The organism is Pseudomonas sp., assembly GCF_050739775.1.
Taxonomy (GTDB): domain Bacteria; phylum Pseudomonadota; class Gammaproteobacteria; order Pseudomonadales; family Pseudomonadaceae; genus Aquipseudomonas.
Window position 1 is genome coordinate 99,820 of record NZ_JBOICA010000004.1, and the last position, 22,178, is coordinate 121,997.

17 protein-coding genes are annotated in these 22,178 nt (G+C 61.0%); 8 read left to right on the forward strand and 9 right to left on the reverse strand.

All coding sequences use genetic code 11. The features are described from left to right. Positions 1-33 precede the first annotated feature (33 nt). Together wecB and ACRESH_RS03880 are read left to right on the forward strand one after the other, a co-directional pair. Complete coding sequence (gene wecB, locus ACRESH_RS03875; RefSeq protein ID WP_431740705.1) at positions 34-1,188, forward strand: non-hydrolyzing UDP-N-acetylglucosamine 2-epimerase; 1,155 nt, start codon at positions 34-36, stop codon at positions 1,186-1,188. A 98-nt stretch (positions 1,189-1,286) separates the two neighbouring features. Further along, entirely contained in the window at positions 1,287-2,387 is a 1,101-nt protein-coding gene (locus ACRESH_RS03880) for a GGDEF domain-containing protein (RefSeq protein WP_431740706.1), read from the forward strand. Here ACRESH_RS03880 and ACRESH_RS03885 read toward each other — a convergent pair. After that, positions 2,373-3,671, reverse strand: a complete 1,299-nt coding sequence (locus ACRESH_RS03885) for an ATP-binding protein (protein WP_431740707.1) — start codon at positions 3,669-3,671, stop codon at positions 2,373-2,375. The two genes, ACRESH_RS03880 and ACRESH_RS03885, sit on opposite strands and share 15 nt — an antisense overlap. A gap of 6 nt (positions 3,672-3,677) precedes the next feature. Next, complete coding sequence (locus ACRESH_RS03890; RefSeq protein WP_431740708.1) at positions 3,678-4,379, reverse strand: response regulator; 702 nt, start codon at positions 4,377-4,379, stop codon at positions 3,678-3,680. A 157-nt stretch (positions 4,380-4,536) separates the two neighbouring features. Here ACRESH_RS03890 and ACRESH_RS03895 point away from each other — a divergent pair, with 157 nt between their 5' ends. From ACRESH_RS03895 to mobA, 3 genes are read left to right on the forward strand one after another with little or no spacing between them, the layout of a single operon-like run. Then, positions 4,537-5,715 (forward strand): efflux RND transporter periplasmic adaptor subunit, encoded by a 1,179-nt coding sequence (locus ACRESH_RS03895; protein WP_431740709.1) that lies wholly within the window; start codon positions 4,537-4,539, stop codon positions 5,713-5,715. A gap of 11 nt (positions 5,716-5,726) precedes the next feature. Then, the gene (locus ACRESH_RS03900; RefSeq protein WP_431740710.1) at positions 5,727-8,855 is read left to right on the forward strand and encodes a multidrug efflux RND transporter permease subunit; all 3,129 of its coding nucleotides are present in this window, start codon (positions 5,727-5,729) and stop codon (positions 8,853-8,855) included. Positions 8,856-8,915: 60 nt separating this feature from the next. Then, positions 8,916-9,491: a molybdenum cofactor guanylyltransferase MobA gene (gene mobA, locus ACRESH_RS03905; protein ID WP_431740711.1), complete on the forward strand. Its 576-nt coding sequence runs from the start codon at positions 8,916-8,918 to the stop codon at positions 9,489-9,491. Positions 9,492-9,526: 35 nt separating this feature from the next. Here the strand turns inward: mobA and ACRESH_RS03910 are convergent, their stop codons facing one another. The 5 genes from ACRESH_RS03910 to ACRESH_RS03930 form a co-directional block, all read right to left on the reverse strand. Continuing rightward, positions 9,527-9,955, reverse strand: a complete 429-nt coding sequence (locus ACRESH_RS03910) for a MarR family winged helix-turn-helix transcriptional regulator (RefSeq protein WP_431740712.1) — start codon at positions 9,953-9,955, stop codon at positions 9,527-9,529. A 108-nt stretch (positions 9,956-10,063) separates the two neighbouring features. Beyond that, positions 10,064-10,747: a ribulose-phosphate 3-epimerase gene (rpe, locus tag ACRESH_RS03915; protein WP_431740713.1), complete on the reverse strand. Its 684-nt coding sequence runs from the start codon at positions 10,745-10,747 to the stop codon at positions 10,064-10,066. A gap of 12 nt (positions 10,748-10,759) precedes the next feature. Continuing rightward, the gene (locus ACRESH_RS03920) at positions 10,760-11,686 is read right to left on the reverse strand and encodes an alpha/beta fold hydrolase (RefSeq protein WP_431740714.1); all 927 of its coding nucleotides are present in this window, start codon (positions 11,684-11,686) and stop codon (positions 10,760-10,762) included. Positions 11,687-11,723: 37 nt separating this feature from the next. Beyond that, positions 11,724-13,301 carry a class I adenylate-forming enzyme family protein gene (locus tag ACRESH_RS03925; RefSeq protein WP_431740715.1) on the reverse strand — a complete coding sequence of 526 codons (1,578 nt, stop codon included), beginning with the start codon at positions 13,299-13,301 and terminating at the stop codon, positions 11,724-11,726. Further along, positions 13,288-14,889, reverse strand: coding sequence for a phosphopantetheine-binding protein (locus ACRESH_RS03930; protein ID WP_431740716.1), 1,602 nt, complete (start codon positions 14,887-14,889; stop codon positions 13,288-13,290). Before ACRESH_RS03930 ends, ACRESH_RS03925 begins: the two co-directional genes overlap by 14 nt. Positions 14,890-15,341: 452 nt before the next feature. Here ACRESH_RS03930 and ccoN point away from each other — a divergent pair, with 452 nt between their 5' ends. Then, positions 15,342-16,769 (forward strand): cytochrome-c oxidase, cbb3-type subunit I, encoded by a 1,428-nt coding sequence (gene ccoN, locus ACRESH_RS03935; protein WP_431740717.1) that lies wholly within the window; start codon positions 15,342-15,344, stop codon positions 16,767-16,769. An 11-nt stretch (positions 16,770-16,780) separates the two neighbouring features. Beyond that, positions 16,781-16,993, forward strand: coding sequence for a cbb3-type cytochrome c oxidase subunit 3 (locus ACRESH_RS03940; protein ID WP_431740718.1), 213 nt, complete (start codon positions 16,781-16,783; stop codon positions 16,991-16,993). 31 nt (positions 16,994-17,024) lie between these two features. Here ACRESH_RS03940 and ACRESH_RS03945 read toward each other — a convergent pair whose 3' ends face one another. Next, a complete protein-coding gene (locus ACRESH_RS03945; RefSeq protein ID WP_431740752.1) occupies positions 17,025-19,418 on the reverse strand; it encodes a UvrD-helicase domain-containing protein in 2,394 nt (797 codons plus the stop codon). A gap of 302 nt (positions 19,419-19,720) precedes the next feature. On the opposite strand from ACRESH_RS03945, the gene ACRESH_RS03950 reads away from it, so the two are divergent. Continuing rightward, a complete protein-coding gene (locus tag ACRESH_RS03950; RefSeq protein ID WP_431740719.1) occupies positions 19,721-20,419 on the forward strand; it encodes a pirin family protein in 699 nt (232 codons plus the stop codon). Positions 20,420-20,517: 98 nt separating this feature from the next. Here the strand turns inward: ACRESH_RS03950 and pgm are convergent, their stop codons facing one another. Beyond that, positions 20,518-22,155: a phosphoglucomutase (alpha-D-glucose-1,6-bisphosphate-dependent) gene (pgm, locus tag ACRESH_RS03955; protein ID WP_431740720.1), complete on the reverse strand. Its 1,638-nt coding sequence runs from the start codon at positions 22,153-22,155 to the stop codon at positions 20,518-20,520. Positions 22,156-22,178: the final 23 nt, after the last annotated feature.

Sequence of the window (22,178 nt, forward strand, 5' to 3'; positions counted from 1 at the left end):
TTCGAACTTAAGGGCGAGACGAGGAGCGGAACAATGACCTACACAGCCATGATGGTTTTTGGCACCCGCCCCGAAGCAATCAAGATGGCTCCCCTGGCCCGAGTGCTGCGCGAGTGGCCGGACCTGGACCTGAACATCTGCTCCACCGGCCAGCACCGGGAAATGCTCCAGCAGGTGCTCAAGGATTTTGGCCTGAGTGTCGACGAAGACCTGCACGTCATGACCCAGAACCAGACCCTCAACGGTCTGTCGCAAGAGCTGCTGGGGCAACTGGACGCCACCTACGCCCGCATCAAGCCGGATATTGTCCTGGTTCACGGCAACACCACTACCTGCTTCATCGCGGCTCTCGCCGCCTTCAACCGACAGATTGCCATCGCTCATGTCGAAGCAGGCCTGCGTAGCGGAAACCTCAAGGATCCCTGGCCTGAAGAAGCCAATCAACATCTGACCACGGTGATCGCCGACCTGCACTTCCCTCCCACCACCAAGGCCCGCGACAACCTGCTGCGCGAAGGTGTAGTGCTGGAGCAGATCGAGGTCACCGGCAACACGGTCATTGATGCCTTGCTGTGGATGCGTGAATACCTGAGCAAGAGCAAATGGAAACCTGCGGCCGACTCGCCGCTGGCACGATTGCGCGATGACCAGCGCATGGTGCTGATCACCGGCCACCGCCGGGAGAACTTCGGCCAGGGCTTCGAACGCATCTGTCTGGCCGTGGCGGAGCTGGCCCTGCGCTACCCGGATGTACAGTTCGTCTACCCGGTACACCTCAACCCGCAGGTGCAAAAAGCCGTGTACGGGGTGCTCTCGCACCAATCGAACATCCTGCTGGTGGCGCCTCAGGACTATCAGCATTTCGTCTGGCTGATGGATCGCGCGTACCTGATTCTCAGCGACTCCGGTGGTATCCAGGAAGAAGCCCCGGCCCTGGGCAAACCCTTGCTGGTGCTGCGCAAAGTTACCGAACGGCCTTCAGTGCTCGAGGGCGGTACAGTAAAGCTGGTCGGCACCCAAACTGAACGGATCGTCAAGGAAACCAGCACCCTTCTGGACGACCCCGAAGCTTACAAACAGATGAACCGGGTCTTCAGCCCTTATGGCGATGGCCATGCCAGCGAGCGTATCGCTGAACGACTCAGCCGCTGGCTTGAGGAAAACGCCCACCAACGCACGGCTTCATGAGCCTGGTATTTGTCGATGCCATCACCTGTGTGCCGGGCCTGCTAACCTTGAGCGGCAACTGAAGCACTATAAGAACTCATCGGATTCGCCAGGCCACCATGTACAAGACCATCGAACAACAGGTGCGCAGGAACATCGCACCACCCGAGTTGCGCCGGGAATTTCGCCAACATGACTTCGAAAGCCTGCACTCGTTTTGCCTGCTGATATTCTGTGTCAGTGTCGGCATCTGGCTGCTCTTCGACCTGATCGTCAGCAACTTGGGCCAGCAGGACTTTACCTGGCTGTCGATGGTCTTCATTACGGTCATGGTGAGCCTTACCATCATCCTGAACTTCACTCGTACGGCCGGGCACTTCGACATCCTCAACCTGGTGTTCATCGCCGTCATCACCCTGGCCATGCGCCTGGTGATCGAGGGTTTGCCAGAAGGACTGCGCCCGGCCTGGCTGGTGCTGGGCGCCTCCAGCGTTTTGTACAGCGTGTCGGTACTGCCGGTACGGCGCTGGTCGTTTTTTGCGGCGCTGCTGGTCACGTGGATCAACCTTCACCCTTTCCAGGTGCCGGGCATACATCTTTTCGAGCTGCGCGGCATCATGTTCCTGTGCTATGCGGTGTTCCTCAACGGCCTGGTCCTCTACACCTACCTGAAAATGCGCCGCGCCAAGCTGCACAACTTCTACATGTCCAAGGTGCTGTTGGAGCAGGCCTATGTCGATGCCCTCACCGAGATCCCCAACCGCCGTTCCTTCATGGCCAAGGCCCAGACCCACCTGCAGGAAGACGATGAGCAGAGCCGCTACCTGGCGATGATTGATATCGACAACTTCAAGAAGGTCAACGACCAGTTCGGCCACGACATCGGTGATCTGGTGCTCAAGCGTACTGCGGCCAACATCAAGGCTTCGATGACCGAGTTCGAGTACGCACGACTGGGCGGCGAGGAGTTTGTCATCTACCTCTGGGGTATTGACCAGAGCGATGCCAAGCAACGCGTCGATGCACTGTGCAAGCGGGTCCGCGAAGACGCCGCCGAGTATCCGGTAACCATCAGCATCGGCTTGATCCGGATTCGCCGGGAAGACAGCCTCAGCAATGCCTTGGTGAAGGCCGATGAAGCCTTGTACCAAGCCAAGCATGAGGGTAAAGATCGGTATGTACTGTGGCAGGCGCCCAGCTCCCTCTCACCCCCGCGGTAAACGAATCCTGAACTGCGCCCCACCCAACGCTGACTGGGCCACGGTTAACGTCCCGCCCTGCCCCTCGATGGCCCGCCGACTGATCGCCAGTCCCAGGCCGAAGCCGCCAGTGGCACGGTCGCGACTGCGATCCAGGCGGTAGAACGGCTGGAAGATCAGTTCACGCTGATCGACCGGAATGCCGATGCCGTCATCCTCGACGGTCAACAGGCAGTGACCTTCGGCATCCAGGCTCAGGCGTAGCAGCAGTTGTCGGTCGCAGTAACGCATGGCGTTGCGCACCAGGTTCTGCAAGGCCCGGGCGGTCAGCCGTGGGTCAAGAATAAAGCGCGGCAGGTTGTCTTCGGCGCGTACCTGCCATTCGATACCGCGGCCATCGAGTTCTTCGGCAAAGCTGCCAAGGATGCTATCAACCAACTCCAGCAACGACACCTCAACGCGTTCGCGCGCCTGATCGGCGTTCTGCAAGCGGCTGTAGGACAGCAGTTCGAGCACCAGTTCGTCCAGCTCACGCACGTGTCCGACCAGTTCCAGCAAACGCTTGCGGCAACTGGGCGGAACTTCGTCGAATAACAGCACCAAACCGAAATCCAGCCGGGTCAGTGGTGTACGCAGCTCATGCGAGACGGCATTGAGCAGTTCACGTTGCTGGGTCAGTAAACGCTCGACGTCCTGGGCCATGGTATCGAAGACCTGGGCCAGTTCGCCGATGTTCGAACGCGCCGGGATCTGCGTACGCTCCGACAAATGCCCCTGACCCAGACTCCGGGCGGTTTCCTTGAGGCGCTCCAGATCCCGCCAGTGCGGCCAGACCCACAGCAGCAGGCAACCGAGCAAGGCAGCACCGATCAGTACCGTGACCCCCCAGGACAGCAGGTTGATGTCCAGTGGGTCCGGAGGGTTACGCAGCTCCACCGCCCAAGTAGCGTCCAACGGCGCCAGGGCCGAGTTGTAATAGCCCCAGTCACCCAGGAGCACAACATTCTCCCCGGCCGCCAGGCGCGCCCGGTCGGCAGGGGACAGGCCGAGCTGGTCCTGGCGCCGCAACTCGATCTCCAGGGGCGCGAAATCCGTTGCCAGTTCGCGCTCCAGCGCCGGCCAGCGGTCTGCCGGGAGCTGTTGAAAGCGCTCGACGAGAAGCTTCTGCACGCCCTTGGCCTGGTCCAGGTTGTAGGCGATGAAGCGCTCATGAAACGCACCGACAATCGCATCAGGGATCAGCAGCAGTGCACCGGCGTAAGCGACAATGATCACCAGGTACAGGCGAATCAGAATTTTCAGCATGCCGCGTCAGAACTCCCATTCCAGTCGGCTGAACAGATAACCCTTGCCCCACACCGTCTTGATCTTGCGGGCTTCGCCAGCGCTGTCATCGAACTTGCGGCGCAACTTGGAAATGGCCACATCCACCGAGCGGTCGGTGCCGTTGAACTCGATACCGCGCAGCTGTTGCAGGATACGGTCACGGCTGAGCACCACCCCGGCATTGCGCGCCAGCACCACCAGCAGGTTGTACTCACCGCTGGACAGCTCCACCAGTTGCTCGCGCCAGAATACGTTGCGTTCTGCCAGGTCGATACGCAGGCCACCGACCACGATCAGGTCGGTCTCCAAACGTGGTTCATTGATACTGCTGCGGCGCAACAAGGTCCGCACCCGCGCCAGCAGTACCCGTGGTTCGCAAGGCTTGGTGACATAGTCATCGGCGCCCATCTCCAGCCCCAGAACCTGGTCATGGCTGTCATCACGGGCAGTCAGCATGAGGATCGGCAAGGACTGAGACTCTGCCCGCAACAACCGGCAGACCTGAAGACCATCGAGACCTGGCAACATCAGGTCGAGAATCACCAGGTCCGGTTTGTTGCGTCGCGCCTCGGCCAGCACGTGGTCACCACGGGCGATCACCGTGACGCAGAAATCATTGCGCTGCAGGTAGCTGGCAATCAGTTCAGACAACGCGCAGTCGTCTTCGACCAGAAGGATGTTCGGCATGGGCAGTTTGACAGGCAGGGAAAGTCAGGCAAGGATATAGGACCTTGTGCGCAGCCAGCGCAACCCTTCACACTTTTTCACACTCGGCCTACACAGCTTAACAGTTGGACGCTGGCCTCCTGCCTTAGCATTGCCGGGTCATTTATGGAAGATCCGCATGTTCAGTTCAAGCCCCGTCCGTCTACGCGCATTGCTGGCGCTGTTCGTCATGTCCCTGTCCCTGAGTGCGTGCAATGACAGCACCCCGGACGAAGAACAGACCCCACCCAGCACCGTCAGTATCGAGACAGTAAAAGTCCAGCCGCTGGCCATCAGCACTGAGCTCAATGGTCGCATCCTCGCCCCACGCGTCGCCGAGGTTCGCGCCCGCGTCGCCGGTGTGGTGCTCAAGCGTGTGTACCGTGAAGGCAGCGACGTCAAACAGGGCGATGTGCTGTTCCGCATCGACCCGGCCCCCTTCCAGGCCGACTACGACAGCGCCCGCGCCAGCCTGGCCAAAGCCGAGGCGACCCGCTACCAGGCCCGCCTGCAGGATGAGCGCTACCGCGAGTTGATCGCGATCAACGCCGTCAGCCGCCAGGACCACGACAACGCCCGCGCCGCCGCCATGCAGGCCGACGCCGCCGTAGCCGAAGCCAAGGCCGCGCTGGAACGGGCAAAGCTGAACCTGGGTTATGCCACCGTCACCGCACCGATTTCCGGGCGCATCGGCCGTGCCCTGGTGACTGAGGGGGCATTGGTCGGACAGAACGAAAGCACGCCACTGGCGACCATTCAGCAACTGGACCCGATCCACGCCGACGTGACCCAGTCGACCCGTGAGCTCACTGCCCTGCGCCGCGCCCTGCGCGCCGGAGAGTTGCAGCAGGTCGGCCAGGACCAGGCCAGCGCTACCCTGATCCAGGATGACGGCACGCCCTATCCGCTACCGGGCAAGCTGCTGTTCTCCGACATCAGCGTCGACCCGAGCACCGGGCAGATCACCCTGCGCAGCGAATTCCCCAACTCTGATCTAGACCTGCTGCCTGGCAGCTTCATTCGGGTACGCCTGGAGCAAGCCATCCAGCCGCAAGGCATCAGTGTGCCGCAACGGGCCATCCTGCGTGACAGCGCCGGAAAACCGCGGGTGTTGCTGGTGGATGGCCAGCAACGTATCAGCGAGCGTCCGGTGGTACTGGGCAGCGTGCAAAACGACCGCTGGATTGTCAGCGAAGGCCTGGCCCCCGGTGATCGGGTGGTGGTCGAGGGTTTGCAGCACGTCAATCCGGGCGACCAGGTACAGGTCGACAACGCGGGCAAGGAAGCCCCTTCCATCGTTCAGACCACCGGCCAGTGAGGGCCTGATTCATGCCGCAATTTTTCATTGACCGCCCGGTATTCGCCTGGGTGGTCGCGCTGTTCATCCTGCTGGCCGGTGCCCTGGCGATTCCACAGCTGCCTGTGGCCCAGTACCCCGACGTGGCACCGCCCCAGGTGGAAATCTATGCGGTCTATCCTGGCGCTTCGGCACAGACCGTCGACGAAAGTGTGGTCAGCCTGATCGAGGAGGAGCTCAACGGCGCCGACAACCTGCTCTACTTCAGTTCGCAAAGCAGCCTGGGCAGTGCCACCATCACCGCCACCTTCGAGCCTGGCACCAACCCGGACCTGGCCCAGGTCGATGTGCAGAACCGCCTCAAAGTGGTCGAGTCGCGCCTGCCGCGGCCGGTCACCCAGCAAGGCTTGCAGGTGGAAAAAGTCTCCACCGGCTTTCTGCTGCTGGTCACCCTCACCGCCGAGGACGGCAGCCTCGATGAAGTGACGTTGAGCGACTTCCTGGCGCGTAATGTGATGAACGAGATTCGCCGCCTCAAGGGCGTCGGCAAGGCCCAGCTGTATGGGTCCGAACGCGCCATGCGGATCTGGCTCGACCCGCAGAAGCTGATTGGCTTCAACCTCACGCCTGATGACGTCAATGAGGCCATTGCCGCCCAGAACGCCCAGGTTGCGCCAGGCAGCATCGGCGACCTGCCTGGCACCGGCACCCAGGAAATCACCGCCAACGTGGTGATCAAGGGTCAGCTGAGTAGCGTGCAGGAGTTCAACGACATTGTCCTGCGCGCCAATCCGGACGGCTCGCGAGTGACCATCGGTGATGTCGCCCGGGTCGAGATCGGCAGCCAGGAATACCAGTACGGCACGCGTCTGAACGGCAAGCCCACCAGCGCCTTCAGCGTACAGTTGTCGCCAGGTGCCAACGCCATGGAAACCGCGACCCTGGTCAGTACCAAGCTCGATGAACTATCGCGTTTCCTGCCACCCGGCGCCAAGTTCGACATCCCCTACGACACTTCGCCCTTCGTCAAGGTCTCGATCCAGCAGGTGATCACCACCCTGCTTGAAGCCATGGCATTGGTGTTTGCGGTGATGTTCCTGTTCCTGCAGAACATCCGCTACACCCTGATCCCGACTTTGGTGGTGCCGGTTGCGCTGATGGGCACATTCGCGGTGATGCTGGCATTGGGTTTCTCGGTCAACGTGCTGACCCTGTTCGGCATGGTGCTGGCCATCGGTATCCTGGTGGACGACGCCATCGTGGTGGTGGAGAACGTCGAACGGATCATGAGTGAAGAAGGCCTGTCGCCGCGGGATGCGACCAAAAAGGCCATGGGCCAGATCAGCGGCGCTATTGTCGGCATTACCCTGGTGCTGGTGGCGGTGTTCCTGCCCATGGCCTTCATGAAGGGCTCGGTAGGGGTCATCTACCAGCAGTTCTCGGTGTCCATGGCCGTGTCGATTCTGTTCTCGGCATTCCTGGCTCTGAGTCTGACCCCCGCCCTGTGCGCCACCCTGCTCAAACCGATCGCCAAGGGTGAGCACCATGAAAAGCAGGGTTTCTTCGGCTGGTTCAACCGGCGCTTCGAAAGCCTGACCAATGGCTACCAACGCTGGGTTATCCAGGCGCTCAAACGTAGCGGACGCTACCTGATGGTCTACCTGGTACTGGTGGCAGGGTTGGTGTATGGCTTCAGCCAACTGCCCTCCTCGTTCCTGCCCACCGAAGACCAGGGCTACACCATCACCGACATCCAACTGCCGCCGGGGGCCAGCCGCGCCCGTACCGAACAGGTGGCGGCGCAGATCGAAGCGCACAACGCTACTGAAGCGGGCGTTGGTAACAGCACCCTGATTCTGGGTTTCAGTTTCTCCGGCAATGGCCAGAACGCGGCATTAGCCTTTACCACCCTCAAGGACTGGTCAGAACGCGGCGCCGACGACAGCGCCCAATCGATTGCCGACCGCGCCAATGCTGCGTTCAGCCAGCTCAAGGATGCCATTGCTTATTCCGTACTGCCGCCACCGGTGGACGGCCTCGGCACCTCCAGTGGTTTCGAGTTCCGCCTGCAGGATCGCGGCGGCCTGGGGCATGCGGCGTTGATGGCTGCACGAGATCAATTGCTGGCCAATGCCGAGAAAAGCCCGTTGCTGGTCAATGTCCGCGAAAGTGCCCTGGCGGAAAGCCCGCAAGTGCAGCTGGAGGTCGACCGCAAGCAGGCCAACGCCTTGGGCGTGTCGTTTGCCGATATCGGCAATGTGCTCAACACTGCGGTGGGCTCCAACTACGTCAACGACTTCCCCAACCAGGGGCGTATGCAGCGCGTGGTGGTGCAGGCCGAAGGCGACCAGCGCGCCCAGGTGCAAGACCTGCTGAAGATTCATGTTCGCAACAGCAGCGGCAAGATGGTCCCGCTGTCAGCCTTTGTTCAGGCCAAATGGGTCACCGGCCCGGTGCAACTGACACGCTACAACGGTTATCCGGCGGTTGCGGTGTCGGGTGAACCAGCGCCGGGCTACAGCTCGGGCCAGGCTATGGAAGAGATCCAGCGCCTGGTCGATCAGTTGCCGCTGGGGATAGGCCTGGAGTGGACCGGCCTGTCACTGCAGGAGCGCCTGTCCGGCACTCAGGCACCGATGTTGATGGCGCTGTCGCTGCTGGTGGTGTTCCTGTGCCTGGCGGCGTTGTACGAAAGCTGGTCGATTCCGACTTCAGTGCTGCTGGTGGTGCCGTTGGGCGTGCTTGGCGCGGTGATTGCCGTGAGCTTGCGCGGCATGCCCAACGATGTGTTCTTCAAGGTCGGCCTGATCACCCTGATCGGTCTGTCGGCAAAGAACGCGATCCTGATCATCGAGTTCGCCAAGCACCTGGTCGATGAAGGACATGACCTGGTGGACGCCACGGTGCAGGCAGCGCGCCTGCGTCTGCGACCGATTGTCATGACCTCGCTGGCATTTATCCTCGGCGTAGTGCCCCTGGCCATTGCCAGTGGTGCCAGCTCGGCCAGCCAACAGGCCATCGGCACCGGCGTGATCGGCGGCATGCTCAGTGCCACCCTGGCGGTGGTGTTCGTGCCGGTGTTCTTCGTCGTGGTCATGCGCCTGACCGGCAAGCGCCGTGCGCAGACGCAACAAGCACCGGCGGTCGTCGAAGAGCGCTGATCTGGACAGGTGGCGGCGTGCATGGGAAGGTAACCGGCTGACACTGCCAGGAACTTACCAATGCCCGCCACCACTCCCACCTGCTCCATTCTTCTGCTGGCCGGTGGTCGCGGCCAGCGCATGGGCGGCCAGGACAAGGGCCTGCTGGACTGGCAGGGCAAGCCACTGATTGCCCATATCCAGGCTGTAGTGCGGCCACTGACCGATGATCTGATCATTTCCTGCAACCGCAACCAGGACCAGTACCGGCCTTATGCCGATCAACTGGTCAGCGATGCACACCCGGATTTTCCCGGCCCGCTGGCGGGCGTACTGGCCGGCCTTGCAGTGGCACGTCATCCCTGGATGCTGGTGCTGGCCTGCGATGCGCCGTTGATCGACAGCGCGCTGATTGTTGATCTGCTTAGCCAGGCCAATGACCAGGGGCAACCGGCTATGATTCGCCAGGGTGGCTACTGGCAGCCGATGTTCAGCCTGATTCCCTGCGCGCTGCGCGATGACCTTGAGCAAGCCTGGCAACAGGGTGATCGGGGCATTCAGCGAGCGTTGCTCAAGCATCCGGTGCGGGCGCTGGAGTATCCCGAGGATGACCGGCGATTGAGTAATTTCAATACGCCGGAATTTCTTCAGCGTTGATTCGGGCCCGCTCACACAGGCCCTATCATCCTGCGTTAGCGCAGCCGCGAACGAATACGCTGGCAAACGCTGAGTACCTGCGCTACCTCGCTTTCCCCAAGGTCGATCTTGCAGGCCATGCTATTGAACACCTGGGCCGCTTCGGCCTTGAGTTCGCGGCCCTTGTCGGTCAGCAGCAGGTTGCGCCGGCGGCGGTCGTTGGGATCAAGGTAGACGGTGATAAAACCATTTTCGGCCAGGCGTTTGACAATAGGCGTCAAGGTACCCAGGTCGAACAGGGTCAATTCACTCAAGGCGCTGATCGAGACATCGTCCTTACCCCATAACCCGGCCATCACCAGCAGTTGCGGGTAGGTAATGCCACGCCGCTTCAGTGGTTCTGCATAATCGCGAACCATGGCATTGGCGGTCGAGTACAGCGAGAAGCACAGCATCTTGTCGAAGTCGAAGGTCGGGTCAAGCATGCCCACCTCCCTTGACCCGACTAATCGGCCGCAAGGTGGTTTCGGTATTTTTGTGCAAGGACAGGTAACTCATGCTGGATTCGCGAGAATCGTGGGTAAGACCGCTTATCAGTTGTGGTTGATCACAGCATCGGCAATCTTGCGGCGCAAGGCCGAGATCGTATCGCGGTAGTCGTGCTGGGCGAAGATTGCCGTGCCGGCGACGAACATGTCCGCGCCTGCCGCTGCAACCTGACCGATGGTTTGCAGATTGACCCCGCCATCCACCTCCAGGCGGATGTTCCTGCCACAGTCATCGATCAGCTTGCGCGCTGCGGCAATCTTGGGCAACACCTGAGGGATGAAACGCTGGCCGCCGAAGCCGGGGTTGACCGACATCAGCAGGATCAGGTCGAGCCGATCGAGCACATAATGGGCGGCGTCCAGGCTGCTGGCCGGGTTGAACACCAGCCCGGCCTTGCAGCCCAGGTCCTTGATCAGTTGCACGGAACGGTCCAGGTGCAGGGTCGCCTCGGGATGAATCGAAATGTAGTCGGCGCCCGCCTCGGCGAAGGCCTGGATCATGCTGTCCACCGGCGTCACCATCAGGTGCACATCAATCGGCGCGCTAATACCGTGGCTGCGCAACGCCTTGCAGAACTGCGGACCCATGGTCAGGTTGGGCACATAGTGGTTATCCATAACATCGATATGGATGACATCGGCACCGGCGGCCAGCACCTGTTCGGCTTCCTCCCCCAGCCGGGCGAAATCAGCTGCCAGTATCGATGGTGCAATCCAGAATTCTTTCACGCGTGTACTCCATTACCCATTGACTAAGCGTTGCCGCGGCCCCGACTCACCCTGCCTCAACGCTGCGTTAAGCTGTTCTATCAGCGCAGGCGCGGGGGCATCCAGATGAAAATGGTGACCGCCGTCGTACCAATGCACCCGGGTATCCGGGGGCAAGGCGTTTTTTCGTTTATCAAACGCAGGACCGGCGAACAGGCCCTGGCGCCCGAGTAACACGTGCAGCGGACAGTTGATCTGCTGCAGGAACTCACAGGCCTGGCGTTCGGTCAGTTGCAACGGCTCGGGCAGCACCAGGCGTGGGTCATGGCGCCAGCGATAGCCGTGCCCCAGATTGAGCAGATCACGCATGGCCAACAACCGTGCACCCTCTGCACTCAGGTTGCCGTCGAGACCGTTGCGGCGCTCTTTGATGGCCATTTCCAGGCTGCTGAACTGTGCCTCTTCAGGCCCGCCGAAACCATGCAGACGCGTTCGCACGGCCAATCGCAACAGGCGTTGGGCCTTGCGCATGTGCTCGACAGTGTTGCCCTCGTCCACAGTAAACGGTACGCCCATGCCATCGATAAATACCATGCTGACGATGGCCCGGTTCATGGCCGCAAGAATCGACGCTATACCCGTACCCATGGAATGGCCCAGCACTGAAAACCGCTTCCAGCCCAGGCACTCGACCAAGGCATTCATATCGTCGGCGTGTTCCCACAGGTAGTAACCGCTGTCGGCCCGGCGATGTTCGGAACGCCCGTGCCCGGCCAGATCCGGGGCCACCACAAAGCAATCGGGCAACAACGGGGCGATGCGCTCGAAGGATGCGGCATTGTCCAGCCAGCCGTGCAGGGCGAGCACCGGATGGCCGCTTTCATTACCCCAGGTGCGCAAGGCGAAGTGGTTGCCGTTGACGTCCAGCGATTGCTCATGACCGCTATGGCCCAAACTCATGGGTACACCTCCCGCCGTAACTGCCGCGCCCGACGCTTCATCCGGTCACCACTCGCTGTGCGTTGCGTGCCGAATGCTGTAACTGCTGCAGGTCAACCTTGCCGTTGGCAGTGCGTGGCAGGCTGCTTTCTATACTGATGGACAACGGCACCTTGTGCGCCTCAAGGCCATGGCGGCAACGCTCGAGCAGTTGCTCGGCGCTGAGGCTCACACCTTGACTCAAGGTAATGAACGCACACAGTCCCTCGCCCACCGAAGACTGTTCGATACCGACCACGGCGGCGGCTTCCACGCCGTCGATGGCGTAGAGAAAGCCCTCTACTTCACTGGGGCTGACCTTCATGCCCCGTGACTTGATCATATGATCCATGCGCCCGCGAAAATACAGATAGCCATCCTCGTCGAGGCTGCAGTAGTCACCGGTATAAAGCACGCTCTCCCCCGGATACCGCCCAGGTTTGAGCTTGAGCGCGGTGGCCGCGGGGTTGCGCCAATAGCCGGCCATGACCGTGGCGCCGCGAATCACCAACTGGCCGACCTGATGAGGCTGATCTATACGCCGATCCCGATCGTCCACCAGCCACAACTCGGTGTTGGGAATGGCGATACCGACGCTGCCCGGCTTGCTGTCGATGTCTTCAGGTGGCAAGTAGGTGCAGCGCTTGCACTCGGTCAGGCCATACATCGAAAAGATCTGCGCCTGGGGAAACAGCGCCTTCATCTGGGCGATATGCGGGGCCTTGAGCGCGGCACCGGTGTTGGTGACCATGCGCACCCCCGCAAAGATCGCCTCACGTTTGCGCGCATACTCATGCAACAGCGTCAGCATGGTCGGCACGAACGGGATCACCGTGACCTGGTACTGGCGGATCTTCCTGATCAGGAAAATCGGCCAGGTGAACTCCTTCTCCAGCACCAGGGTGGCCCCGGCACTGATGGCCATGATCATCTGGTACAGGCCGTAGTCGAATGACAGCGGCAGCGAGCAGAGCACCTTGTCGGTATCGTTGTAACCCAGGTAGGTGTGCAGTGAAGTCAGTGCCGCGAGCATGTTGCGGTGGGTCAGCATCACGCCCTTGGGCGCGCCGGTGGAGCCTGAGGTGTAGATGATCGCCGCCAGGTCCAGGTCAAGGTTGCCGCACGGCAGCGGTTCCCCACCACCTTGCCCGAGCAGGCTTTCGAATGTCTGGGCCACGCTCGAACCGGCTTCGCCATCAAGCAGTACGATCAGCTTGAGATGATCGAGCTCGGCGGTGCTGGCCGGCAGGCTGGCGATTTTCTCGGTGGTAGTGATCAACACCGTAGCCTCGGCATCGCGAACGATATAGTCGAGACTGTCGGCCGGGGTTTCCAGCCCGACATTGACCACCACGCCGCCGGCTTTGAGGATGCCCCAGAAGGCGCAGACCGTTTCGACCCGGTTGCCCAGGCACACCACGACCCGCTCCTGGCGCTGCAGGCCATTGACCTGCAAGCCTGCCGCCAGGCGTGCGCTGGCTTCGTCCAGTTGCGCATAGGTGTAGGTTTCATCGGCGTAGATGATCGCGGCTTTGTTAGGATACAAGCCGTTACAGGTCTCCAGCACATCCTGCAGCAGGGTTTCAGGCACTTTCATGCTGCACCTCGACAACCCCCGTGACTCGGCGCACCGCGCTGGTCTGTCGATGAGCATCGATATAGCCGGCCAGGGTCGCCACGGTGTTGAAATGTCCCGGCACAATGGTGTCTGGATTGACGAAGAAGCCCTCTATATCGTCCTCCAGGCTGATCAGCAGTTCCATGGAGGTCAGCGAGTCCAGGCCCAGGTCGTCACGCAAGTGGGAGTCGGCATTGATGACAGTACCTTCTGGCAACTTCAGCACCACCCGCAGGATGTCGCTGAGTTGACGCTGGGTCGTTGCCTGGACAGCCGGGGCAGGTTCGGCCGCCGCGGCTGTGCAGAGCATCGCCTCGAGCGGCACATCGGCATGGCTGTCGCGAATTTCCAGGGCACTCTGGCGCGCCCTGGCGAGAAACAGCTGGTTATTGCTGACCACTACTTCGGCCGGGTGGCCATGACTGTGGAACAGGGTCGGCGAGGCCGAAGGGCCATAGGCACCCGAGGCGGTCACGGCGAGGATATCGCCTTCGTGCAAGGTTTCCAGGCAGACATCGCGCCCGAGCAGGTCATCGGGACTACAGAGCGGCCCGGAGATATGGTATTCGCGCAACGGCGCGCCGTTGCTGCCAGAGGCCTTGACGATGCGGAAGTTGCGCTTGAGCACCTGACCGCTGCCCGCCGCCGCACCATGGCAGTTGGTACCGCCATCGGTGACCGCAAAGGTCTTGCCGTGGTTTTCCTTGATATTGTCGACGGTGACCAGCAGAGCGCCGCACTTGCCGGCAATGAAGCGCCCCGACTCAAGGATGATGCGGGTACGCGGGAACTCCTGATGGAAGTCATTGAACAGCGGCACCAGCAACTGTTTGAGCTGGGCGGTATCAAGTTCTGTTTCGTTTTCGTAGTACTTTATACCCAGGCCGCCGCCGACATCGACCATGCGCATGTCCACCTGATGGCGTCGGCACAGGGTGCGGAACAGGCCGAGGATGTAGGCGGCGTTGTCATAGACCGATTGGGCGTCGAGGATCTTGGTGCCGTTATAGACGTGAATACCCTTGATCCTGATGTTGGGCAACGCCAGGTACTCGGCAAAGTTGGCCACAGCGGTGTCTTCCTGGATCCCGAAATGGGTGGGCCGCCCGCCCATCTTCCAGGGTGAGCCTGCGGCCGAGAAGTTCGGGTTGATGCGAATTGCTACCGGTGCGTCACAACCCAGCTCCCCAGCCAGGGCAGACAACTTGCGCAACTCGCTTTCGGACTCGACAACGATGGCGAACACCCCGACCTGCAAAGCCCGGCGATGTTCTTCAGGCTTCTTGTAAGGGCCTAGCAGAATAATGTCCTGCGCCGCCACCCCGGCCTTGAGGGCAATTTCCAGCTCGCCCAGCGAGCAGACTTCAGTGTTGCCACCGTATGAACGGATCAATTTCACCAGGGACAGGTTCGGGTTGACCTTCAATGCATAGAAGATGTCCACGCAGTCCGGCAATGCGTTACGCAACTCGTTGAAACTGCTGCGCAGCACGGCTTCATCGTAGAGGTAGGTCGGTGTCCCGAACGTCGCTTGTGCCTGGAGGACCAGTTCTTTGGAAAGCTTCATCTGTTGCTCCCGTCGTTCTTATAGTGTCCCGCTCTGGCGGTGGTGCTTGCTCCCGGCGCGTAAGCGTCGTCGCACACGCTCGATGGCGGATTGGCTAGATATTTTGTCGCGTATCACTGACACGATCCTTGCAATCGCAGCTAAAACTTTGCGCGCAAAGTTTGTGGAAATTCTGCGGGCGGGCCAAAGGTGATGTCAAGGTAATTCCACCGTAAAGGCGCTACGGCACAAAGCCACGATGCTCTAGGCAATTTCGGGCAAAACAGAGATAAATCGTCGCACCCGGCCCATATCAGTAGGAGTTATCCCCAATAAATACGGGGCTTTTATCTGATCCGGTGTTATGCCCAGTTTCTGAGTCTGTTTTGAATATCGACAGGTTCCTACAGTCTGCGCCGGTGTCCTGCCCCCTTTCGGCAGGACGAGCCATACAGGAACTGTGGAAACTAGCCATGAGCACACATCAACAGGCCCAGGCCTATAACTACAAGGTGGTTCGGCAATTCGTCATCATGACGGTGTTCTGGGGCATCGTCGGCATGGCGATGGGCGTCTGGATCGCCTCGCAGCTGGTCTGGCCAGAGCTCAACCTTGAACTGCCCTGGACCAGCTTCGGCCGCCTGCGCCCCCTGCACACCAGCCTGGTGATCTTCGGCTTTGCCGGCAGCGCGCAATTTGCCGCCAGCTACTACGCGGTCCAGCGCACCTGCCAGGTACGCCTGTACAGCGACAAGCTGGCTGCCTTCACCTTCTGGGGCTGGCAGGCGACCATCGTCATCATGCTGGTCAGCCTGCCTCTGGGCCTGACGACCACCAAGGAATACGCCGAGATCGAATTCACCGGCGCGGTGTGGATGGCCATCGTCTGGGTCGCGTATGGCATCGTGTTCTTCGCCACCCTGATGCGCCGCAAGGCCAAGCATATCTATGTCGGCAACTGGTTCTTCGGTGCCTTCATCGTAGTGATCGCCATGCTGCACGTGGTTAACCACCTGTCGATTCCGGTCAGCTGGTTCAAGTCCTACCCGGTCTATTCCGGCGCCACCGACGCCATGGTCCAGTGGTGGTACGGTCACAACGCCGTGGGCTTCTTCCTGACCACCGGCTTCCTGGGGATGATGTACTACTTCGTGCCCAAGCAGGTCGGCCGGCCGGTGTACTCCTATCGCCTGTCGATCGTGCACTTCTGGGCGCTGATCACCCTGTATATCTGGGCCGGCCCCCACCACCTGCACTACACCGCCCTGCCCGACTGGGCGCAATCGCTGGGCATGGCCATGTCGCTGATCCTCCTGGCGCCAAGCTGGGGCGGCATGATCAACGGCATGATGACCCTGTCGGGCGCCTGGCATAAGCTGCGCAGCGACCCGATCCTGCGCTTTTTGGTGCTGTCACTAGCGTTCTACGGCATGTCGACCTTTGAAGGCCCGATGATGGCGATCAAGACGGTCAATGCCCTGTCGCACTACACCGACTGGACCATCGGTCACGTCCATGCCGGCGCCCTGGGCTGGGTGGCGATGATCACCTTCGGTTCGCTCTATCACATGATCCCGAAAGTCTTCGGTCGCGAGCAGATGCACAGCATCGGCCTGATCAACGCCCACTTCTGGCTGGCTACCATCGGCACCGTACTGTACATCGCCTCGATGTGGGTCAACGGCATCGCCCAGGGCCTGATGTGGCGCGCCACCAATGAAGACGGCACCCTCACCTACTCTTTTGTCGAGGCGCTGGTGGCAAGCCATCCGGGCTTCCTGGTGCGCTTCATCGGTGGTGTGCTGTTCCTCACTGGCATGCTGCTGATGGCTTACAACACCTGGCGCACGGTGCGCGTCGAGGATGAAAAGCTGGCGTTGTCCAACGCCCGCATGGCCTGAGGAGCATGGTGATGGATCAGTGGCTGTATGCGCTGTATTGCCTGACCGGCGTAGTGTTCTTCTACCTGGTCACCAGCGCCTGTCTGTGTGGCCATAGCCGCGAGGTGGACGACCAGGTCAGCCTGATACCCTTTGCCGATGATCCGGCAGTGGCGCAGCGGGTCGAGCAGGCGATTGGCAAACCGGTGCCGACGGTAAAGCCGGATGCAGCGCTGAAGGCCTGATTCGGCCGCTCCCAGCGCGGGGCAGCGCAACTCAGCCTGCGCTGCCCCGCCCATCCTCGAAAAACGCCTTGCGCCCATCTACCTGGCTCGAAGCCCTGGGCAGATTGGCTGCTTCGCCTGTGGGCTTTTCCACGTACCAATAACAATGCTTTGCCGCACGGGTAATGGCCACATAAGCCAGACGCAGCACTTCGTCCTTCTGGGCGTTATCGAACGCCAGCGGATCCCCCGCACGTCCCAATCCCGCCTGGCGATAAACCTGGTTCTTGTAGGGCGAACTGGTCAGGTGCTGGCAATCACCGAGCATGAACACGGCGTCTGCCTGCAGCCCCTTGGCACTGTGGTAGGTCAGCTGGCGGAACCGTCGCTGACTGACCGGCAGCCCTGCCTCATGATTAACCAAAGATTTAATATGCTCTGATATCAATAATTTATCGCTACTTTTTCGAAACAACATCATCACCGATTCGCCGCGCCGGTAATGTTCCATCAGCGTTTGCGCCAGTGCTGCTTCGTCGCGTTCAAGTACTTTGACCGGCAGCGGCTCCTCTGCTGCCGGGCCACAAGACCTGGCCTTCTTGCCATTGATCGCCGGTGCCGGCTTCACGATATGTTCGGCCGCGTCGATGATGTGCTGGTGGCTGCGGTAGTTGTCGGCGAGCATCACCCGGGTATTGCTCGGGGCGACGAATTCCTTGCTGAACTCCATGAAGAATTTGGGCGAACTGCCACGCCAGCCATAGATCGACTGCCAGTCATCACCCACGCACAGCAGCGAGGAATGCTGGGCTACCCGCCCGACGTGCAAGGTCGGGCCACGTCGGCGAATCTCGCGCAGGCAGGCCCGCAGCCAAGAGACGATCTGCGGCGAGACATCCTGGAACTCGTCGATCATCAGGTGCGCCAACGGTCGCAACAAGGGATCGGGCAGCAGCCGCAGGTTCTCCGGGTTGTTCTCGCCGAACAAGGCAAACATGCGGTTGTAGCTCATGATCGGTGGCGACTGGCCGAGCAGGTGCGCTTCCAAGGCCTTCCAGTACAGGCTCAGGGCTTCGAAGAACTGGGCATCGCTATCGCCTGCTGGGAAACTCATGGCGCCCACGGCCTTGTTCACTTCAAGCCCGAGGTTCTCGATAAAGCCTGCGGCAGCGACAAAGGCATCGAGCAGCGGCACCGCCGACAGCTCTCCCTTGACTTTGTAATCGAAACCCGGCCCGGCCACAGCATCACCCGCCAGGGACGATGTCAGGCGCTTGGCAGCAGCATAGTTTTCCAACCAAATCACAGGCTTGTCGCAGAAAGCTTGAAACAAGGTGCGCTTTATCACCCACTCCGCCCAGACCGGCAGCTTCGCCCCGGGGCGCTTGTACTGCTGGTTTTCACCCGGATCGAAGCCGAGCACGACCCAGGCATCCAGTTCGGCGACATAGCCATGGAAATGGAAACGACTGCCGTTGATTTCGACTGTCTCACGGCTCGGCTCAATGCCCTTGATCGGCCAGGCGCCTGCTGCAAACCAGAGGTCTTCAAGGGTGTCGCACAGTTCCTCATCACGGCTGGCCGAAAGCTGGGTCACTGCCACACGTTTTTGCACGTCAGGATGATCGCGGTCCAGAGCCTTGAGCTGCAGGGCCTCCCGCCGCAGGCCAGCGATCAGCTCGGCGAAACGCGAGCTGTTTTTGAGCAGGTCGCGGTAGCACAGGTTGAGCTGCTGGCGCTGAGCGTCATTGATGCGCAGGTCAAACGGATTACTCTCGGCGTTGGCTTCGCTGCCTCCCGGCATCTCACTGCCCAGGGTTTCGAATGCACGTACCTGGCTGAAGCCCGGCAGGCTGCGCACCAACGGCAGGATGCGCGAGTGGAAGGTACGCACTAATTCGCGGGCCTGGGCGGGATTCAGGGCAAGCTGCCAGAGACCGAACACCTGTACCAGACGGGCAATGAAATCCTTGCGCGACTCACGCGTGAAGGTCACCACGGTCATGGCGTCCAGCTCGTAGCCCAGGTAATGGCGCAGCAACAGAATACGCAGCACCAGCGAGGTCGACTTGCCGGCTCCGGCACCGGCGATGACGCAGGTGGACGGCGTATCGCTGAAGATCATCTTCCACTGCGCCGCGCTTGGCTGCGCATGCGCTGGCAGGCGCTGGGCGACGTCAACCTTGAAGCGCTTCTTCAACTCGGCCGTCAGCGGCAGGCGCCAGTCATCGAACAAGTGGTCATCTTGCCCAGGTACGCCGTGGCCGTCGGGGCGCGTGTCACGGATCACCAGGACCTGGCGCCCAGCTTCATAGCCGTCCACCCGCCCTTCTTCGTAGCCTTCGCGCAAACCGTCGGCGTGCCCGGTGCGCTGGCCACTGGCGTGCCCCTGGAACCAGGAGTCACGGTGCTGGGCCTGCAACCGGCTCAAGCCACGGCCGAGCATGCGCGCCGTCAGGCGCCGGATCCAGGGCAGCTGCGCAGGTGGAGTCAACTCCAGAGGTAGCTTGGGACGCTCTTCAGACACACCGACTCCAACACGAAAAAACCTGCGCTCATGTTCGCTCCATCGGACAAAAATCACCAGCTGAATGCTTGCAGATCAGTGAATTAGACGATGAAGCGTATAAATCACCCTAGCTGTACACATCCAACAGTTCGATTGAAATCAGCCGAAATTTACGCTTATTTTCGATTATAGATTCAGCGATGATCGCTCCATCAACCGACTCACCAGGAGAGCCCATCATGCTGCAACTGCGCCCTTTCAAGAGCCTTGGCCACGCCAACCATGGCTGGCTCGACGCCCATCATCATTTTTCCTTTGCCGAGTACTATGACCCGCAACGGATGCACTGGGGCAGCCTGCGGGTCTGGAACGACGACCTGATTGCTGCTGGCAGTGGTTTCCCGCCGCATCCGCACCGCGATATGGAAATCATTACCTATGTGCGTGAAGGCGCCATCAGCCACCAGGACAACCTGGGCAACAAGGGCCGCACCGAGGCCGGCGATGTGCAGGTGATGAGTGCTGGCACCGGCATCACCCACAGCGAGTACAACCTGGAGAAGGCCGATACGCGGATCTTCCAGATCTGGATCGTACCTGAGCGTGTCGGACAGGCGCCATCCTGGGGCTCCCGGCCCTTCCCGAAAGGCGAGCGCGGCGAAGGCTTCGTGACCCTGGCCAGCGGTCGTGAGGGCGATGAGGACAGCCTGCGCATTCGCGCCGATGCGCGCCTGGTGGCGGCAACCCTGCAGGCTGGGGAAAGCGCTGAGTATCGGTTTGAAGACGGGCGGCGTGGTTATCTGGTGCCAGCCAAGGGGCTGATCGAGGTTAACGGCTTGCGGACGGAAGCACGCGATGGGATCGCCATCGAGGATGAGCAGGTGATCAGGGTGACGGCGTTGGAAGACAGTGAGATTGTCTTGGTGGATGTGGCCTAGCTACCCGTGCGGACTCATCCGCGAAGGGTCGCACAGCGACCCCGGCAAATGGGACTGCTACGCAGTCCTTCGCGGATGAATCCCACAAAATACTGCAATCAGGCGATAGCGGCATCCACCAGTTCCTGGGCTTCAGCCACCAGGCGCTGCAGGTGCGCTGCGTCGACGAAGCTTTCCGCGTAGATCTTGTAGATGTCTTCAGTACCCGACGGCCGCGCGGCGAACCAGCCATTGGCAGTCATCACCTTCAAGCCGCCAATGGCCTGGTTGTTACCCGGGGCATGGCTGAGGATCTGTTCGATCGGCTCACCGGCAAGCTCGGTCGACTTGACCTGCTCCGGGGCCAGCTTGCTCAGCAGTGCCTTTTGCTGTGGATTAGCCTTGGCCTCGACGCGAGTAGCGAAGGGTTCGCCCAATTCGGCGGTCAGTTGCTCATAAGCCTGACTCGGGTCACGACCGGTACGGGCGGTGATTTCCGCCGCCAACAGCGCCGGGATCAAGCCATCCTTGTCAGTGGTCCAGACGCTGCCATCCTTGCGCAGGAAGGACGCACCGGCGCTTTCCTCACCGCCAAAGCCCAGACTGCCATCGAACAAGCCGTCGGCGAAGAACTTGAACCCTACCGGCACCTCGTACAAACGTCGGCCCAGGCGTGCCGTGACGCGGTCGATCAGGCCGCTGCTGACCACGGTCTTGCCCACTGCAGCATCCTCCCGCCATTGCGGGCGGTGCTGGAACAGGTAGTCGATGACCACGGCCAGGTAATTGTTCGGCGCCAGCAGGCCGCTCGGGGTAACGATGCCATGGCGGTCGTGGTCCGGGTCGCAGGCAAAGGCCACGTCGAAACGTTCACGCAGGCCGATCAGACCCTGCATGGCGTGGGGTGAGGACGGATCCATGCGGATCTGGCCGTCCCAGTCGACGCACATGAAGCGGAAGGTCGGGTCGACAGCGGTGTTGACCACTTCCAGGTTCAGCTTGTAGTGCTCGGCAATCGCCGACCAGTAACGCACGCCTGCCCCGCCCAGCGGGTCGACGCCCAGGCGCAGGTTGGCGCTGCGGATGACGTCGAAATCGATGACATTTTCCAGGTCGGCGACATAGCTGCCCACGTAGTCATGGCGGTGGGTGGTGCTGGCTTGCAGAGCCTGCTCGTGGTCCATGCACTTGATGTCTTTGAGACCACCGGCCAGCAGCTCGTTGGCCTTGCCTTCGATCCACTTGGTCACATCGCTGTCGGCCGGACCGCCATTGGGCGGGTTGTACTTGAAGCCACCACTTTGCGGCGGGTTGTGCGAAGGCGTAATGACAATGCCGTCGGCCAGGCCGCTGCTGCGCCCGCGGTTGTAGCAGATGATGGCGTGGGACACCGCTGGGGTTGGCGTGTACTCATCATCCTTGGACAGCATGACTTCAACGCCATTGGCTGCCAGGACCTGCAAGGCACTGGCCGTAGCGGGGGTCGACAGCGCATGGGTGTCGGCGCCAATGAACAGTGGACCATCGATGCCCTTGGCCTGGCGGTACAGGCAGATCGCCTGGCTGATGGCCAAGACATGATTCTCGTTGAAGCTCAGCTCCAGCGAGCTGCCCCGGTGCCCGGAGGTGCCGAACGCGACGCGTTGGCTAGCAATGCTGGCATCGGGTTGGCCGGTGTAGTAGGCGGTCAACAGGCGCGGGATATCCACCAGCACGGAGGTTGGAGCCGGTTTGCCTGCCAAAGGACTGAGCTTCATGCAAAACCTCAAGAAAGGATGTT